The organism is Ligilactobacillus ceti DSM 22408 (assembly GCF_000423245.1).
GTDB classification, from domain to species: Bacteria; Bacillota; Bacilli; order Lactobacillales; family Lactobacillaceae; genus Ligilactobacillus; species Ligilactobacillus ceti.
Genome location: NZ_KE383993.1, coordinates 58047 through 74566, shown reverse-complemented (window position 1 = coordinate 74566; position 16520 = coordinate 58047). Strand labels below are relative to the sequence as shown.

Sequence of the window (16520 nt, the reverse complement as noted above, 5' to 3'; positions counted from 1 at the left end):
CTCCCTCATTACATGACATTTTTATACTTTTCTATTAATATACGCATACGTAGCTTCTTGTTTTGGAATTATTTTCCCAGGATTTCCTAAAACAATGGAATTATCCGGAACGTCAAAATTCACATAGCTATTCGGGGCGATCAAAACATTATTTCCAATGGTTATCGCACCAACAATAACAGAATTTATACCTATCCAAACTTCATCTTGTATGATAGGCGTTCCTTTTTTATTTCCACGATTTGTTTGTCCTATAGTAACGCCTTGATGAATATTGATATTTTTTCCTAATTTAGCTTTTGGATTTATTACTATTGCACCAAAATGCCCAATGTAAAATCCTCCTCCTACTTCGACCGCTGTTGGAATTTGAAAATGATATCGGATAGATAAATGCTTTAAAATTATTTTATATATAATTTTCATAAATGTTAGTCTTGTTGAATTAATCTTTCTATGAAAATACATGTATTTAAATCCAGGATTGCGATATAAAGCTTTTAAAAAGCTTTTAAAACTTGTACTTCCGTAATACCTGTATAAATCTTCTTTAATTAAATCGTTCACCATTAATGACTTCCTTTTATATTTGATTTTACTTTTGCCAAATCAATTACTTCTACTCAAGTTTTCTCTACGTAAATAATTACCCTTTCAAATGAAAGAATCCTCAATAAAAATTGGCCGTTAAGAACAATAAACCTTATAATTGTATTAATTTATATTCAATCAAAACTTCAATGTTTGTCTGCATAATATTTCATCCTATATAAACATCACTTCAAAAATTCTGCAACATTCTACTAAAAGTTCATTGGATACTTGAAATTATCTTATTTGACATATATAAGAATTATAAAACACTTCCGCGACTACATTAATTTAATTTTCTATATTTATCCAACTTCCTAATGTTTTATCATCTTCAAAATTAGCAAATTCTGTATATCCAGCATTATGATAAAATGTCATTTCACCAACATATACTATTCCATCAATATAATAAAAATCTACTCTTAAAAACTTAGTTCCATTTGCTAAAATTTTAGCAATTCTTTTCATTTCTTCAAAAGCTTCTGGTTTAGAATATATTTTATCAGAATTAGGATCTTTCATTCTAATATCAAGTCTATTAAAAGACATATCAAAAAAATCAGTAGTTGGATTTTCTGCATTATCATGTGATAAATACATCAATTTAGGTTCTCCGTTAAAACAATAAAATTTATAATCGGTTAAACAATTTTCTTCTGAATCATCTCGCATAAATTGTTCACAGATAATTTTTCTGGGTATATGTTTATACGGCCACTCTCTATTTTTTAAATAGTAGTTTTCGTTTAACCCTTCATTCAACTCATCTCGTACTTTATTAATATTTAATTTGTTTTTATCATGACAAATAATCATACCTTTACCTGAATTATGATTACATTTTAAAACAAACTCTGTTGGTAATTTATCGAAATCTATATCTTCTGGTTTATCCCACACACCTAATAAAGGTATAGTATATCCATTACCTAGTTTCTCTGCTACAAAGTCTCTCATTGCATATTTATCAGCCATTTTAGTATATATTTTTTTTCTATCATGTAACTTCAACCATTGCAATTTTTCGTTAAATGTTTTTGGATTATCTAAATCTAATTCATATCCCATAAGTGCTTTGAATTTCTTTTTTAAATATTTCTGATCAGATAATTTATTATAAAATCCTAATTCAGTTAAATATCCCATACGTGCTTTTTCATCAAAGAAAAATTTGTTGATTTTATTTTTCATATATTCTCCTTGTTGTCTATAATTTTAACATTCCTAAAATTAATTTTTTGAAATATTTATATTCACTAGTTTTTCTATATAATATATAAATTCCAATCCAATAAATAATAGTTACCACTATAATCTTAACAATAAACATTAATATCCCAGTAGTTGGTATATAATTAAACAGCCCTTGTATACCAAAACTACATAACATCATATAAATCAAAGACTTTATAACCATTTTATAATAACTTAATACAGATTTATTAAAAATATATTTATATACTACATAAATATCTGCATATCTATGTAATACATAAGCAATTAAAGTTGCAATATATACTCCTATTAACCCATAAAATTGAACGAATATTAAATCTAAAACTATATTTAAAATAGCACATACCAAATTCATCCATTTTAATTGATAAAATTTTCCTGATGCATTTCTCGTTGTAAATAACGGATAATGTATTCCTCTTAAAAACACTTCTAATACCATAATAAAAATAACACTTTGTGTTAAATAAAATTGATTATTCAACCAAATTTTGGTAACAAAATCATGTAATAATGTATATAAACCTACACTTAAAAACCCATATAGTGTCATATTAATGAAAAATAATTTTTTTAACACTGACTCTATATGATCTTTATCGCCCTCAACTGTTAAATTTCCTATAGACGCAGTAATTGATGAAAATATTTTATTCATTATTCCATTAAAAGTAGTTGTTAACAAGGTATAGTTTGATATAACACCTACCGTAGTTATACCTATAAATTTCGAAATAATAATATTATCAGTACCATCAAATGACACTGCTGCTACTTGTCTTAACATTAGTCCTTTAACATCTTCTTTTAATGATATGATTTCATTCTTACTTAATTTATCGACTTTTGCTCTTTCAATGTCAGGATAATGTTTATCCACATATCTTGAAGTTACTAAATTATTCAATACGTTGCATGCTGTTCTAATTAAACAATATATAATAAAACTATGTGTTAATACTAAAATAATCATTTGCAATACATTCATAATAATATTAAAAATTTGAGTATATATTGATACTATATAATCTTTTTGATCTGCAATTAAAACAGATTTTTTATATACAAACATATACGATGTAATCGTATCCATTAAATACAACAAATACAATAAAATTATATTTTCTTTAACATTAGGTGCATCTACTAAATACTGTAAAAACGGAACTATTGCTAAACCAATTACTGTTATTATTAACATAATATAATTATATACTTTTTTGTACAAGTTTACATATTGAGCTACTTTTTGTACATTATTACTAGCCAAAGGCTTATACATTCTATATACTAACGCACTCCCAATACCTAACTCAGCAAATGATAATATTGTCAATATGTTAGTAAATAATCCATTAATACCTAAATATGCAGTACCTAACACTTTGGTAAAAACAGTTCTACAAACAAAACTTACTACTATATACAATAACTGACTGACTAATGCAACCATTGAATTTCGCATAGCATTTTTAGTTCTAGTATTACTCATTATTAGTTTCTTTCCCTTGCTTTTGTATTTTCAATTGCTTGTATATACATTTTTTCTAATTTTTCAACAATCGATACCATATCCCATGCTTCTAAATCTGTATATATCACATCATTAACAATATAATTATTAACCACATTAGCCCAATACTTTGCATCTTTTTCTAAACTCAATGGATATAATAAATTAGAAATTGCTGTTTCTTTAGGAATTGTATCGGAAATAATACAAATTTTACCTGCTATTTGCATTTCTATTAAAGCAACGCTGATCCCTTCACTAATAGACGGGAAAATTATTTTATCTACTATATTTAATAAATCTGGAATATCGGTTCTATTGGTTAACATCATACTTTTACTATCTAATTTTTTTGTTTCGAGCATATTTTTGATTTCATACTCTTTTTCTCCAGCACCCACTAATAATAAAAATGCATTCGGATTAATTTCAACTAATTTTTCAAATATTTCTATAATAAATTTATGATTTTTAACTTCACTAAATCTACCAACATGTCCAACTACAAAAGCATCTGCTGGAATACCTAATTCTTTACGAACTAAGTCTCGATTTTTAACACACTGAAATTTTGCAATATCTATCCCGTTGTTTAAAACTACAACATTAGTATAATTTAACTCTGTAATTAATTCTTGCTTCATTTCGTTATCTAATGCAATTATAGTAACAGGATATCGTGCAATTACCTTTTTTAAATAATTTTTATTTTTTTGACTAATATTTTCAAATTGAAAATGCTGAGTATAAAATATATTAGTATTTTTCCGCAGTTTAGCATACAGTACATAATCACTTAAACTTAAATGATAATGCAAGACGTCTGGTGATAGTTGACGTAATATTTTCTTAACCAAATAATATCTTTGTATTTTATTATATGCTCTAGATAATATATCTTTTTTAGTATATCGTTTTTGATAATCTGAAATATAAATAACTTTAATACCGTTTTTTTTCAACATTTCATCCCAGGGTGAATGCATATTATCTAAGCATACAATAGTTAAATCAAATTGATTTTTATCAATTTTCAAAGCATATTCTTTAACTAAAGTCTCAGCCCCTCCCATGTTAAAACCGTGTATAAATTGTACTATTTTTATCATCTTTTTTACCTACTATTTTCGTTAATATATTTTATATGGATTCATTGGTGTATATTTCATACTAATATACATCAACCCTAACATTATTATTAAAATAACAAAATATATAATTTTCTTTTGCAATCCAATATTTTTAGCATCATATCCTAATTTATAACTTCTATACAAATATTCTTCTATCGTATTCGGTATAACAATAATACTAAAAATCATATAATAAATAATACCTCTAGCTAACCCGTCATTATATAATCCAAAAATTTCATATAATGTAGCCATACTAAATGCTGCTAACATAAAATTATTTTTGGTATTATTATAAAATTTATCTTTCACAAAAAAATATATAATACCACTTAAAAATAATAACACTATCATCATATTATTGATTTGGAAATTTAAATGCGTATACCTTTGATCACCAATGCTATTTAAAAATGGTAAGATCACTCTAGAATATAATTGATAACTACTTAAAAAAATCAATACCACAACATACAAATAAATTCTATATAATTTATTTGTTATTTTAAATTTTCTTAATATTAATAATGGGATAAATAGTATAGCAGTAATATGAAACGTAACAGCTAATATTATAAACATCATGGCTCTATAATATTTTTCATCTAAAATATACGTTACAGATAACAACACTATCGCTAACGCTAAGCTTTGTCTTAAAATACTAAAACAATATATATATCCACCAATTCCCAGATAAATTATATAACTTAACATAACGTTATCTGAATATTTATATATAAATATTGTAATAGATGTTATGCATATACCGGCTACAATTATCAAAAAACTATGAAAATCAAATCCTAAATGTCCTACAATCCAATTAAATACTACATAACCACTTTCATATTTAAATGGATATATTAAATTAGCATGTCCTAGCTTTAAAGTCGCTAACATTTCTCGAAAATTTAAAGTGTTAATATAATTATACCCTGCAATATAATTATCTAAATCATACCCTACAGTCACATCTCTTAATGCTAATATTAAAAATAATTGCATTGATACGATAGTTATATATATTTTTTTGCTTTTTATAAAAAATTTATATACAAACACACTTAAAATGTTATATATATATATCGACATAAATTACCCTCTCTTAAATACCCACTTTTCAAAATTATTTACACAATCTTTAATATCGTAACCTTTTTGTTTCATTTTATTACTGTATATAGTTCTATCTATATTTTTTCGTTCATTATATAAACTAATGATTAAATCCGCCCACTCTTGTGGATTCCCTAAAGATTTACGTATAACTAAATCTGTAACTTCTACTTCTTGTGTTATTTCTGAAGAAATAACACACGGTAAACCATTAGTTTGTGCTTCAATAACCGTATTTGGCATACCTTCAAAAAAAGATGGAAATAAAAATACATCCATAACATTTAATAATTCATTAACATTACTTTGTATTCCTAAAAAGCGCACTGCATCTGTTAATCCCAATGTTTCAACTTGTTTTTTTATATCTGTTTCCAATTCACCCTTGCCAATTAATAATAATATAGCATTAGAATTTTTTTTGTGTATTTCATAAAATACATTTATTAAAAATTTATGATTTTTTTGTTCTGAAAATCTTCCTACATGTCCAATTACAAACTTATCATCTATATTCATATCTTGTCGTAACTGGTGTCGAACAGCTTCGTTAAATGTATACATTTTAATATCCAAACCATTGTGCAAGATTTTTGTTTCTTCATTTTCAACAGTTCCTTTACCAAAAGTATATTCTGCAGCTTTTATAGATGGCGCTAATTTAATATTAGGTATCTTGTTAGGCATAAATTTAAATACTTTATGCAAAAATACAGATAGTTTATTCCCCGATGAAGCGTTGCTCGATCTCATAATTAAATTATTAGCACCGCCTAATTTAGCAGCCATTAAATCTAATGTAGCCAAAGAATGTTCATTAACTCGCATTACATAATTATATTTTTCTGTTCTTACTATTTTTTTTAATGTTAAAAATGACTTTATAGGATGTTTAGACTTCATAGGGACTACAAAAATCTTACCACCTAATTGTTTAATTTCATTTTCATAAAAATTGTCAGAAGTATTTACACAAAAATCCATTTGATATTTTGTTTTATCTAATTCTCTATACACCTTCATTAAAAATGTTTCTGCTCCACCAGTATTCATACTAGATACCAAACATAATATTCTCTTCATATGTTTTTTCATCTCCGTTTTAAAAATGATTTAATTTATTATCAACTACATGTGTAATATCATAGTTTTTAGCTTTTTTTAAAGCATTTTTTCTTAAGTTATTAATCAATTCTGGTTTATTCATAATCATTTCTAATTTTTTTTGAAAATCATTTAAATCGTTCATGGTATATCCTATACCAGTAATATTTTCATCAATAACATCTTCATAACTTTCCCATCTAGATGCAATTACAGGTATCCCTGCTGAATAAGCATCTATAATAGTCCCTGGAATTCCTTCTGTATAAAATTTAGTAGGAAATAATAATGCAAAATATTTCTTTATAATCTGAGTTGACTGATCAAATGGTATCATCCCTTTATATTGTATATAATCAGGAACTTCATTCATTAAATCATCAAACCATTGTTGCTGTTGTACATCAACTTGCCCATAAATATCTAATGTATAAATGATTTTATTATTTTTTTCATTGATATTTATAATTACATTTATGGCATCTTCAATACCTTTTTCCTGCATAACTCGTGAAAAAGTACATAATTTATACGGTGCTTTTTCATAATATTGAATTTCATTTCCCTTTACATGTTTTAATTCTTTACAATTAGGTAGAATATCAATATTTTTAAAACCTTGTTCTTTTAAATTTGCTGCCATAATTTTAGTTTCTACATAAATAGTTGTAAATTCTTTTAAATCTTTCTTTAATTTAGGTCTCTTTTCCAAAAAGGAAGGTAACCACCCTCCTATTACAATATAATATAAATTTCTTTTATAAAATTTATTAATTAGTACCATTAAAGGTGCAAAGATTCTTAATCCATTATGAGCTGGCAACATAATAATATTTTCACATTTACGCATTAACCTAATCAACATTATTATTTTGATTATAAATTCTTTTTTAGAATTGTATGTATCCAGATAACTAATATTTTCTCGACCATACCTTTTTACTAAACCTTCACTAATAATTTTTGTTTTAATTGTTTGACCATTTAATAAATTTTTATTTTTACCAAAATGACCAATTATTCCTATTTTTTCCATATTAATTTTAATTCCTTAAAAATTTTTATTTGATTTTAAATAATTTAATAAAAATCCAATATCCTATATGGTATAGTGATTTCATAATACTTAAATGTTCAATATCCCGATACAATATCCAGTGATATTTTATAACTTTAAATTTATTACTAGATATAGAATTATCACGAACTCTGTATTGCATTAAAACATCGTCCATTCCATATATATATGACTCTTTTTTCAACATTTGTAACCATAACGCATCATCATTTCGTTTTCGTATATTAGGTACTTTAAATTTCCCCATTTTTGCCACGTTATACATAACCGCAGAATTCCCTACAGGACAATCTAATAACATTCTATTGTAATCAGTTTTGATAGGTGGAAGTATTTTTTTATCTAATCTGTCACCAAATTCATCAACTTGTTCATATCCCGTAGCAGAAAAAGCTACATCATTTTCATGCATAAATTGCAATTGTTTTTCTAATTTATCAGGTTCCCATAAATCATCACTATCTAAAAATGCCATATATTCACCTTCTGCTAAATCCATCGCTTTAGTCCTGGCTACAGCTGCTCCTGAGTTCTCTGATAAACAATAATACTTAATTTTTATGCCATCTACATAATTTTTAATAATTTCTTTTGTATTATCTGTAGATTTGTCATCAACAATAATAATTTCCCAATTTGTATAAGTTTGTTGTTTTACACTTTCAATTGTTTCTTTAATATATTTACCACTATTATAAGTTGGCATTATCACAGAAACCAAATCTTTAATCATTGTAATTTACTCCTTTCTCATTATTATTTTAGAACACCGATTGCCGTATTAATCATTGTTTTAAAATCATTCCAAACACTAAACTCTTCTAATGCCGTCAAATTATATTGCATCTTACCTGGTAGAACTTTTTCAATATACACTTGATCAACATCAGCTGCATCAGCTAATAATTTAGCTTCATCTTTATATTTAATACTTGCTTCTGATGTAATTCCAGCTGGTAATAATAATGTCGCCATCATTGCTGGAGTGTATGCATCAACATATAATTGAACTTCTGGTCTTGTACCTACAAAAGTCATCGTTCCTTGCAATACATCAATCACTTGCGGAAACTCATCTAAACGATATTTCCGTAAAAAATGCCCCACTTTAGTAATTCGTGGATCACGACCGACTGTAACTTGCGAACCAATTTGATCAGCATTCACTACCATTGTTCTAAATTTATGAATTTTAAATTTTTTGCCATAAGTTGTAACTCTTTCCTGACGATAAAAAACTGGTCCCTCAGAACCAGTTTTAATCAAAATCATCATCACCAACATAATTGGTGATAATAAAATTAATAGTATTGTAGCTAAAATAATATCAAAAAAACGTTTCATAACTAAACTAAACTTCTTTTTTGATAATTCATCATAATACTTTTTAACTTCAGGAGTTTTCATCTTAGCAGGCAAATCATCCCACTTTTTTAATAACATTTTAAAATCTCCACTAAATTATCAATGACATATTGTACATCTTCATCGCTTAATTTTGTATGCAATGGCAATGTAATTTCATTAGCATACATTCGATAAGCATTTGGATAATTATTAATATCAAAGCCTAAATTTTTGTATGCAGTCATCATTGGTAATGGCTTATAGTGAACATTTGTGGCAATACCACGTTCAGCCATTTTAATAATAATTTCATTTCTTTGTTCTTCTGTAATACCAGGAATTCTCGTAATATATAAATGTCCACTTGATTGATTTTCATCTGTATAATGTGGCAATGTTTGTACACCTAAAGGACGTAATGCTTCATCATATTTTTTGATAATTTCTTGACGACGCGCCAACAATGTTGGATAGCGTTCCATTTGTGCCAAACCAATTCCAGCCATAATATCAGTCATATTACATTTGTAAGCAGGTGAGACAATATCATATTCCCAAGCACCTAATTTAGTTTTAGCCAAGGCATCCTTTGATTGACCATGTAATGATAACAACATGAATTCCTTATAAAGATCCTCATTATCAATCCCTGGAATATTCTTCCATGTTAAGGCGCCACCTTCAGCAGTTGTTAAATTCTTAACAGCATGGAAAGAGAAACTAGTAAAATCAGCAACTGATCCACATTTTTCACCTTTACGTTGAGCACCAAAACCATGAGCAGCATCTGCAACAACTGCAATCCGGCCTAAAGCTTTTTGAATTTCATTTGTTGGGTGGAATAAATCTTTTTTACTTTCCACAATTTCAAAAAGTTTATCGTAATCACACATTACACCACCTAAATCAACAGGAATAATAACTTTTGTTTTTTGTGTAATAGCTGCAGCTAATTGATCATAATCCATTTCTAAACTATCTGGTTGTGTATCAACCATTACTAATTTAGCACCTACATGACAAACTGGACTTGCTGATGCTGTATATGTGTAGGCTGAAGTAATAACTTCATCCCCTGGTCCTACTCCTAAAACACGTAAAATAGATTCTAAACATGCTGTCGCTGAATTTAAACAAACAGCTTTATCTACATGGCAGAAATCTGCAATTTGACGTTCGAATTCTTTTGTTTTAGGTCCTGTTGTAATCCAACCACTTTGTAATGCTTCAATAACTTGATCGATTTCTTTTTGTCCTACATCAGGAGGACTAAATGGGATTTGTTTCATCTTTATTACCTCTCTTTATTACTTAATCTTTTAAATCAGTTTGATCTTCTTCCATAATTTCACGTAATTTATGATACATAGCACCTTTATTCTCTGAACCATGTTCCCCGGCAGGATGATATGTCGGCACAATTTGTGCTACAGCAGCGCGAATATCGGCTTCATCATTTGCATAACTAATTTCTAAAAGTCCATGTAATGATGCTAAAAACTCTTCATTGTTAAATGGAATTGGACTACCAATTTGAATTAAATCATTTGGAGTTTTCTTCATGCCTTCTTCAGCCATTAATTTTTCTTCAAATAATTTTTCACCAGGACGTAATCCTGTATAAACAATTTTAATATCTACATCTGGTTTTAAACCGGATAATTTAATTAGATTTCGTGCTAAGGTATCAATTTTAACTGGTGCACCCATATCTAGAACGAAAATTTCTCCACCATGAGCATAGGTTCCTGCCTGTAATACTAAGGAAACTGCTTCTGGAATGGTCATGAAATAGCGAATAATATCTGGGTGAGTAACTGTTAATGGTCCGCCTGCTTCAATTTGTTTTTTGAAAAGGGGAATAACTGAACCGTTACTACCTAAAACATTACCGAAACGAACTGCCACGAATTCTGTTTTAGCATCAGCTGGAATTAAAACTTCATCAGCATCTGCATGTGTTTCTAAAATTGGTAATTGCTTTGTTTTACCATCTTTAATCATAGCATCGAAACTTTGGACAACCATTTCACAAAGTCGTTTTGAAGCACCCATAATATTCGTTGGGTTAACAGCTTTATCAGTTGAAATCAAAACAAATTTCGAACAACCATACGCTGCAGCTGCATAAGCTGTCTTATATGTCCCGATGGCATTATTCTTAATCGCTTCACATGGACTACCTTCCATTAAAGGTACATGTTTATGAGCGGCTGCATGATAAACAACATCTGGTCGATAATCATGGAACACTTGATTCATTCGTCGACCATCACGCACAGAACCGATTAAGACTTTTAAATTCAAACTTGGATATTTTTTCTTTAATTCTTGTTCAATTTCATAAGCGTTATTTTCATAAATATCAAAGATAATTAATTGTTTAGGATTATGACTTGCAATCTGACGTGATAACTCACTCCCGATTGAACCACCACCACCTGTAACTAAAATAACTTTATCTTCTAACGAATGGAAAATTTCACTCATATCGACTTTAATCGGATCACGACCTAATAAATCTTCGATACGAACATTTTGCATCGCAGCAACATTAACTTCACCATTCACTAATTGATAAATCCCTGGTAAGTTTTTAAGTTCACAACCAGTTTCTTTACAGATATTTAAAATATCTCGTTTATCTTCCAAACTAGCGCTTGGCATTGCAATGTAAATCTCATCGATATTATACTTCTTAGCATTTAATAAAATATCTTCTCGACCACCAACAACTGGCACATTTTCAATATAACGATTCCATTTATTAGAGTTATCATCAATAATACAACTAACTTCACTATCTAAATGTGATTGACGAATTTCTCTTAAAATAGTTTGTCCAGCAATGCCGGCACCTACTAACATAACGCGTTTTTTCTCTTCAACACCACGTCTGTTTTTCTCGAATAAATAGAAACGATATGAGAAGCGAATTCCTAAAACTAAACCACCTTGAACAATCATCCCGATTGCATAATAAGAAATTGGCATCCGTTGTCCTAGTGCCAAAGTAACCCCGACATAAAAAATTGTCGTAATTAACGTGGCCGATACAATCCGCATCAATTCGCTATAACTAGCAAAACGCCAAATACTCTTATAAAGTCTTAAACCATAAAAAACAAGTATGGCAAAGATTGTGTACCATGGTGCCATTAATTCCCATGTATTAACATAAGTTGCTGGTATTAAAGATATCCTAAAATCAAATCTTAACCATAACGCAATTAAATACGAAATATTAACTGCGAAAATATCATACGCTAATAGCAACATCGCAATCACTTGCCAGTGCTCTAAGCCCCTTTTTTTATTTTTTATAGATTTCATATTTGCCTCCATTTAAAACAATCTGCATTATCACTTTATAATACCATATTTTCAGTATATTTTATCTATTATGAATGTGTAATATAATCCTTTAATCCTCTTGCTAAATCATATTCAGGTTGATACCCTAATGCTTTTAATTTACTAATATCTGCTGCTGAATACTTAATATCCCCAACTCGAGCAGGATAATATTGTATTTGTAGTTCCTTATTCATATTTTTTTCAAAATGATGAATCACATTAATTAAAGATTCAGATGTTCCTGTCGCTACATTGTACACATCATAAACTGCTCTTTCGTCTTCTAATAAAATCCGAATAGCTTGAATAACATCTTTCACATAAACAAAATCACGTGTTTGTTCTCCATCACCAAACAAAGTAAATTCCGTATTTTTTTGTAATTTATCTTGTATAATCGACAATACTCCCGAATACGGTGAACTTGGATTTTGATTTGGTCCATAAACGTTGAAAAAGCGCGTTGTTACGGTTGGAATATTATATAATTTACCATACGTAATTAAATATCTTTCACTCGCAAATTTATCGATTGCATATGGTGTTAAAGGTTTAATTTGTGAAGTTTCTTTCTTCGGTAAAGTAGGTTCATCCCCATATACAGCTGCTGATGACGCAAAGTACACTTTTTTAGGTGTTAATTTATTCTTTCGTACAGCTTCGATAATATCAATATTTGCTTCTTGATTAATTAAATGTGTTTCATAAGGACGCTCAATTGAATCAGCCACACTTGCGACTGCAGCTAATAAAACTATATAATCAAAATTTTCTTTAACTAATAACTCTTCCATAAATTGTTTATCCGTAATGCTTCTTTGATAAAAAGTATATTTATTGGAATCTACATTTTTTAAATTATTCAAATCACCCATGGATAAATCATCCACAATGACAACTTCATTTCCATCTTTAATTAATTCTTGTACTAAGTTAGATCCAACAAATCCAGCTCCTCCAGTAACTAAATATTTGTTCATTATATTCACTATCCTTCAATTTTATTAAAAATTTTTTATACCTGATATTAGTTATTATTTTATCATATTCATTATAGTAATATAAAATATCTGTTGTTTTATTACATACTGATACAATATTTATTATGCACACTACTATATCTAAAAAACATACTACCTATATAAAATAGATAGTTTCAATATTATTACACTACAACATAATACTCTTTAAATAACTTAAATCAAAATAAATTACTAATTTATCTATCATTTATATTCTTTATCCATCATATAATCATTTAAAATTTCAAATAAATTAAATATTTAATTTCTGAAAAAGCTAACTTTTTATTAAAATACCCCTTGAACTGCTAGTTATTATTTTATTTTTTCAAAATACCATGTATAATTAAGCGTATATTGTAAATTTTAATATTCTAAGGAGAATGACATGGATAAAAACATGGATAAAAACACAGATAACCAAGATTTAAATCAAAATTCTGTCGAAACAGAACAATCAAATGATTCTCAAATCTATTCAACAACAAATTTAACTCGTAAAAAATCACATAAAAAAAGAAAAATCACTTGCGCTATTTTACTTATCATCTCATTAATTGGCTTTTTCACAGTCAGTTTTTGGGGGTTAACTGTTTTAAGTAATACGAAACAAACTATCAATAAAACTTACGAAAAAACCAAAGTTAAAAAACTTCGTAATGTTTCCGATGTTTTAAAAGAAGGCAAACCTTTCTCAATCTTGCTTTTAGGTACTGATACCGGTGCTAAGAACCGTTCTTATAAAGGTCGGACAGATACAATGATTATCGCAACAATTAATCCTAAATCTGAAAAAGTTACCTTAACAAGTATTCCACGTGACTCTCAAGTTAAAATTATCGGTTCCAATGTACCATTCGCCAAAATCAATGCTGCTTATACTTATGATGGAATTGATGGCTCAATTAGAACAGTTCAACATATGTTACATGTTCCAATTGATTTTTATATCTTAGTTGATATGGAAGGTTTAATTAAATTAGTTGATGCTTTAGGCGGTGTCACTGTGACTCCACCATTAACATTTACTTACGAATCATGTCACGTTGTGAAAGGTCAAAAAATCACGCTTAAAGGAACACCTGCGCTTGACTATGCTCGGATGCGTTATGATGATCCTGAAGGTGACTATGGTCGTCAAAAACGTCAAAAACAAATCATTTCTGCGATTATTAAAAAGTCACTTTCAACAACAACAATTACTCAATATAAGAAGATTTTAAAAACAATCGAACATAACGTCAAAACTGATTTAACTTATGATGATATGATGACAATTGTTTCTGATTATACAGATGCTGGTAAATCAATCAAATCTTACACTGTTCAAGGTGTTGGTGCGATGATTAATGGTAGTTCTTATCAAGTTGTCTCTCCAGCTGAAAAGAAAAAGAACTCTGATCGTATTCGCAAAGCTTTAGATTTAAAACCATCTAATAAGAGCTTCTATACATCTTTTGCTGGTGGTAATTATGGTAACTATGCCCCTGCTCCTAGTCCAACTGTTCCTGCTAAACCGGCAGCGAGGCCTGAACCAAACGAAGAAGTGGTAGTTGAAAAGCCTAAAACAAAACCAGTTACACCTCAACCAGTCAAACCACAACCTCAGCCTGTGAAGCCTGAACCAGTGAAACCTGTTGTGCCAAAACCAGATCCGGTCAAACCACAACCAAGTAAACCTGCTCAAGATAGTCAAGCTGTTGTTGTTAATCCAACTTAAAACAAAAAAACTGCAACATTCAAATGAATGTTGCAGTTTTTTTATTTATTATTTCATTTTTTTACGTACGTTTAACAAGAAATTAAATAACTTATATTTCATTGGTTTAATCACAAAGTCATATTCACCTAAATAAATATCGACATGTGGGTTAAATTTCTTCTTAAAGCGATATAAACCATCTGATAAACTATTATCAATCCCGCCTAAGCCGAATACTTTTAATCCACGATTATAACATTGTTGAATTTGGTAGAAATACAAAGCATTCATCGCACGAATGTTGATAAATTCACTTTTATTTCCGGCATATAAACCTTCAGCGACTTTACCACTAATTAAAACCATTTGCCCATTAATATAGACTGTCTCAGTGTCTGCTGCGGCTAATTTTTCTTCGAAAAACTCTAATAACTCATTTTGTTTTTTCAAACGGCTTTGCAATGCCTTAACTTGTCTTTTTGGCGCATTTTCAATTTCGTTTTCTAATTGCGCTATATTTTCTTTAGTATATTCTACTGCCGTTTTCAAATTAAGTTTTGTTAATGTTAACAAGTAATTATCTGGCATAGATTGCATCATTTTCAAGAAATAATCTCGATTCCGTAAATGAATTCCTTGGCGTTTTTCTGTATCATTTATACAATCAATAAAATCATCTAAATTCTTTTCATCGACATTTTCAAAACTTAAATAAGGCTTGTTTTTAATAGATAATGAACTTCTTAATTTGGAATTATAACTTTTCAAATCACATGATTCTTCTGTGATATAAATATTCGCATTATAGCGTGGTTGAATTGTATCAGACATATGTTCACTAGCTACTTTAGTATAGCCAGATTTTTTGAACGTTGTATCAATGATTTTAGCATATTCATTTACGCTTTGATCATTGCCTAATAAACTTGAACTTTCAAGACAGTTCACATCAAATTTCAAAAATGTACAATCTTGAACAAATTGTTTCACATTATCAATAAAATATTGCATATATTCACTATTATCAATCATCCCGACTGGGCCACGTGCAATATATGCCATTTTAAAGATTTTTTTAATTGTTCTTTTGAGTAACGCTGCTACTAATACTAATTTATCATCATCATAAACGCCTAAATAAGTAAAAGTCCAACCTTCACCTTCTTTAACGCCTTTCCAATCATAATTTTGTAAAATATTAGCATTGTCATATTGTTTAAAAAACTCTACATACTCTTCTTTATTAATCTGATCTGTTATTCTTAACATTTAGATAGCTCCTTTAATAATAAAATTATTAATATCTTCAACATTA

The 16520-nt window shown here is 28.5% G+C and carries 14 protein-coding genes; 1 reads left to right on the top strand and 13 read right to left on the bottom strand.

Going from position 1 to position 16520, the window contains the following annotated elements:
* Positions 1–21 precede the first annotated feature (21 nt).
* From G540_RS0103215 to G540_RS0103160, 12 genes are all read right to left on the bottom strand, one after another.
* Positions 22–570, bottom strand: a complete 549-nt coding sequence (locus G540_RS0103215; protein ID WP_027106856.1) for a serine O-acetyltransferase — start codon at positions 568–570, stop codon at positions 22–24.
* 312 nt (positions 571–882) lie between these two features.
* Positions 883–1785, bottom strand: a complete 903-nt coding sequence (locus G540_RS0103210; RefSeq protein ID WP_027106855.1) for an ATP-grasp fold amidoligase family protein — start codon at positions 1783–1785, stop codon at positions 883–885.
* Between the two features lie 16 nt (positions 1786–1801).
* Positions 1802–3322 (bottom strand): lipopolysaccharide biosynthesis protein, encoded by a 1521-nt coding sequence (locus G540_RS07250; protein ID WP_051188951.1) that lies wholly within the window; start codon positions 3320–3322, stop codon positions 1802–1804.
* Between the two features lie 2 nt (positions 3323–3324).
* Entirely contained in the window at positions 3325–4452 is a 1128-nt protein-coding gene (locus tag G540_RS0103200) for a glycosyltransferase (RefSeq protein WP_081653535.1), read from the bottom strand.
* A 21-nt stretch (positions 4453–4473) separates the two neighbouring features.
* Positions 4474–5571, bottom strand: a complete 1098-nt coding sequence (locus tag G540_RS0103195; protein ID WP_027106853.1) for an EpsG family protein — start codon at positions 5569–5571, stop codon at positions 4474–4476.
* Between the two features lie 3 nt (positions 5572–5574).
* Entirely contained in the window at positions 5575–6678 is a 1104-nt protein-coding gene (locus tag G540_RS0103190; protein ID WP_027106852.1) for a glycosyltransferase family 1 protein, read from the bottom strand.
* Positions 6679–6697: 19 nt separating this feature from the next.
* Entirely contained in the window at positions 6698–7735 is a 1038-nt protein-coding gene (locus tag G540_RS0103185; protein ID WP_027106851.1) for a glycosyltransferase, read from the bottom strand.
* Positions 7736–7760: 25 nt separating this feature from the next.
* Positions 7761–8510, bottom strand: a complete 750-nt coding sequence (locus G540_RS0103180; RefSeq protein ID WP_191975847.1) for a glycosyltransferase family 2 protein — start codon at positions 8508–8510, stop codon at positions 7761–7763.
* Positions 8511–8533: 23 nt separating this feature from the next.
* Positions 8534–9220 (bottom strand): sugar transferase, encoded by a 687-nt coding sequence (locus G540_RS0103175; RefSeq protein WP_027106849.1) that lies wholly within the window; start codon positions 9218–9220, stop codon positions 8534–8536.
* Positions 9211–10413, bottom strand: a complete 1203-nt coding sequence (locus G540_RS0103170; protein ID WP_027106848.1) for a DegT/DnrJ/EryC1/StrS family aminotransferase — start codon at positions 10411–10413, stop codon at positions 9211–9213. The genes G540_RS0103175 and G540_RS0103170 overlap by 10 nt, the downstream gene beginning before the upstream one ends.
* A 22-nt stretch (positions 10414–10435) precedes the next feature.
* Positions 10436–12457 carry a polysaccharide biosynthesis protein gene (locus G540_RS06990; RefSeq protein ID WP_202804127.1) on the bottom strand — a complete coding sequence of 674 codons (2022 nt, stop codon included), beginning with the start codon at positions 12455–12457 and terminating at the stop codon, positions 10436–10438.
* A 68-nt stretch (positions 12458–12525) separates the two neighbouring features.
* Positions 12526–13461 carry an NAD-dependent epimerase/dehydratase family protein gene (locus tag G540_RS0103160; RefSeq protein ID WP_027106847.1) on the bottom strand — a complete coding sequence of 312 codons (936 nt, stop codon included), beginning with the start codon at positions 13459–13461 and terminating at the stop codon, positions 12526–12528.
* Positions 13462–13891: 430 nt separating this feature from the next.
* On the opposite strand from G540_RS0103160, the gene G540_RS06985 reads away from it, so the two are divergent.
* Entirely contained in the window at positions 13892–15223 is a 1332-nt protein-coding gene (locus tag G540_RS06985; protein ID WP_051188948.1) for an LCP family glycopolymer transferase, read from the top strand.
* Positions 15224–15271: 48 nt separating this feature from the next.
* Here the strand turns inward: G540_RS06985 and G540_RS0103150 are convergent, their stop codons facing one another.
* A complete protein-coding gene (locus tag G540_RS0103150) occupies positions 15272–16474 on the bottom strand; it encodes a lipid II:glycine glycyltransferase FemX (protein ID WP_027106846.1) in 1203 nt (400 codons plus the stop codon).
* Positions 16475–16520: the final 46 nt, after the last annotated feature.